The sequence below is a fragment of the Xenorhabdus indica genome, assembly GCF_014467235.1.
Taxonomy (GTDB): domain Bacteria; phylum Pseudomonadota; class Gammaproteobacteria; order Enterobacterales; family Enterobacteriaceae; genus Xenorhabdus; species Xenorhabdus indica.
Genome location: NZ_NKHP01000003.1, coordinates 278305 through 281506 on the forward strand (window position 1 = coordinate 278305; position 3202 = coordinate 281506).

1 rRNA gene is annotated in these 3202 nt (G+C 53.8%); it reads right to left on the bottom strand.

Annotation, left to right across the window (positions count from 1 at the left end):
* Positions 1-172: 172 nt before the first annotated feature.
* Positions 173-3080: ribosomal RNA gene (locus tag Xind_RS24950) — 23S ribosomal RNA — on the bottom strand.
* Between the last annotated feature and the right edge of the window lie 122 nt (positions 3081-3202).

Genomic DNA, 3202 nt, shown 5'->3' on the forward strand with positions numbered 1-3202 from the left:
ACGGCGTTTCACTGCTGAGTTCGGCATGGGGTCAGGTGGGACCACCGCGCTATTGCCGCCAGACAAATCCTGTTTTCAATCCCGAACAAGCTGCCGGACTGGCCCAGGCCACTCCCGTCTCTGAAACTTTTCGTCTTTCTCTCCAACGCCCCCAAAACCCCTTCGGTGTTGTCAGGTTAAGCCGCACGGTACATTAGTACTGGTTAGCTCAACGTCTCGCCACGCTTACACACCCAGCCTATCCACGTCCTCGTCTCGAACGCTCCTTCAGTATCCTCTGGGGATAAGGGAAGACTCATCTCAAGGCAAGTTTCCCGCTTAGATGCTTTCAGCGGTTATCTCTTCCGCACTTAGCTACCGGGCAGTGCCATTGGCATGACAACCCGAACACCAGTGGTGCGTCCACTCCGGTCCTCTCGTACTAGGAGCAGCCCCTTTCAATCTTCCAGCGCCCACGGCAGATAGGGACCGAACTGTCTCACGACGTTCTAAACCCAGCTCGCGTACCACTTTAAATGGCGAACAGCCATACCCTTGGGACCTACTTCAGCCCCAGGATGTGATGAGCCGACATCGAGGTGCCAAACACCGCCGTCGATATGAACTCTTGGGCGGTATCAGCCTGTTATCCCCGGAGTACCTTTTATCCGTTGAGCGATGGCCCTTCCATGCAGAACCACCGGATCACTAAGACCTACTTTCGTACCTGCTCGCGCCGTCACGCTCGCAGTCAAGCCAGCTTATGCCTTTGCACTAACCTCACGATGTCCGACCGTGATTAGCTGACCTTCGTGCTCCTCCGTTACGCTTTGGGAGGAGACCGCCCCAGTCAAACTACCCACCAGACACTGTCCGCAACCCGGATAACGGGCTTACGTTAGAACATCAAACATTCAAGGGTGGTATTTCAAGGATGGCTCCATGCAGACTGGCGTCCACACTTCCAGGCCTCCCACCTATCCTACACATCAAGGCTCAAGGTTCAGTGTCAAGCTATAGTAAAGGTTCACGGGGTCTTTCCGTCTTGCCGCGGGTACACTGCATCTTCACAGCGAGTTCAATTTCACTGAGTCTCGGGTGGAGACAGCCTGGCCATCATTACGCCATTCGTGCAGGTCGGAACTTACCCGACAAGGAATTTCGCTACCTTAGGACCGTTATAGTTACGGCCGCCGTTTACTGGGGCTTCGATCAAGAGCTTCTCCCTAAGGATAACCCCATCAATTAACCTTCCAGCACCGGGCAGGCGTCACACCGTATACGTCCACTTTCGTGTTTGCACAGTGCTGTGTTTTTATTAAACAGTTGCAGCCAGCTGGTCTCTGCGACTGGCCTCGGCTCCGAAAGCAAGTTTCTTCACCTGACGCCAGCGTGCCTTCTCCCGAAGTTACGGCACCATTTTGCCTAGTTCCTTCACCCGAGTTCTCTCAAGCGCCTGAGTATTCTCTACCTGACCACCTGTGTCGGTTTGGGGTACGATTTCATGTTACCTGATGCTTAGAGGCTTTTCCTGGAAGCCGGGCATCTGTCACTTCAGCACCGCAGTGCCTCGTCATCACGCCTCAGTGTTATCAGGGCTCCGGATTTACCAGGAACCCCCACCTACACGCTTAAACCGGGACGACCGTCGCCCGGATGACATAGCCTTCTCCGTCCCCCCTTCGCAGTAACACCAAGTACAGGAATATTAACCTGTTGCCCATCGACTACGCTTTTCAGCCTCGCCTTAGGGGTCGACTCACCCTGCCCCGATTAACGTTGGACAGGAACCCTTGGTCTTCCGGCGTGCGGGTTTTTCACCCGCATTATCGTTACTTATGTCAGCATTCGCACTTCTGATACCTCCAGCCAACCTCACAGTTCACCTTCAACGGCTTACAGAACGCTCCCCTACCCAGCAACACATTCGTGTCGCTGCCGCAGCTTCGGTGCCTGGTTTAGCCCCGTTACATCTTCCGCGCAGGCCGACTCGACCAGTGAGCTATTACGCTTTCTTTAAATGATGGCTGCTTCTAAGCCAACATCCTGGCTGTCTGAGCCTTCCCACTTCGTTTCCCACTTAACCAGAACTTGGGGACCTTAGCTGGCGGTCTGGGTTGTTTCCCTCTTCACGACGGACGTTAGCACCCGCCGTGTGTCTCCCGTGATAACATTCTTCGGTATTCGCAGTTTGCATCGGGTTGGTAAGTCGGGATGACCCCCTAGCCGAAACAGTGCTCTACCCCCGAAGATGAGTTCACGAGGCGCTACCTAAATAGCTTTCGGGGAGAACCAGCTATCTCCCGGTTTGATTGGCCTTTCACCCCCAGCCACAAGTCATCCGCTAATTTTTCAACATTAGTCGGTTCGGTCCTCCAGTTAGTGTTACCCAACCTTCAACCTGCCCATGGCTAGATCACCGGGTTTCGGGTCTATACCCTGCAACTTAACGCCCCGTTAAGACTCGGTTTCCCTGCGGCTCCCCTATACGGTTAACCTTGCTACAGAATATAAGTCGCTGACCCATTATACAAAAGGTACGCAGTCACACCCCAAAGGGTGCTCCCACTGCTTGTACGTACACGGTTTCAGGTTCTCTTTCACTCCCCTCGCCGGGGTTCTTTTCGCCTTTCCCTCACGGTACTGGTTCACTATCGGTCAGTCAGGAGTATTTAGCCTTGGAGGATGGTCCCCCCATGTTCAGACAGGATACCACGTGTCCCGCCCTACTCATCGAACTCCCACCTTATGCATCTTCGTGTACGGGACTGTCACCCTTTACTGTGCGCCTTTCCAGACGCTTCCACTGACACACAAGCTGTTGCTGGTTCTGGGCTCCTCCCCGTTCGCTCGCCGCTACTGGGGGAATCTCGGTTGATTTCTTTTCCTCGGGGTACTGAGATGTTTCAGTTCCCCCGGTTCGCCTCGTTTGACTATGAATTCATCAAACGATAGTGCAACGGATTGCACTGGGTTTCCCCATTCGGACATCGCCGGCTATAACGGTTCATATCACCTTACCGGCGCTTATCGCAGATTAGCACGTCCTTCATCGCCTCTGACTGCCTAGGCATCCACCGTGTACGCTTAGTCGCTTAACCTCACAACCCGAAGGGGTCTTCGGACTGGGGTTGTTGAGAGACTCTTCAATGACCGCTTTCACTCAGAAAGCCGTGTCACTGAATGTTTCAATTTTTCAGCTTGTTCCAGATTGTTAAAGAGC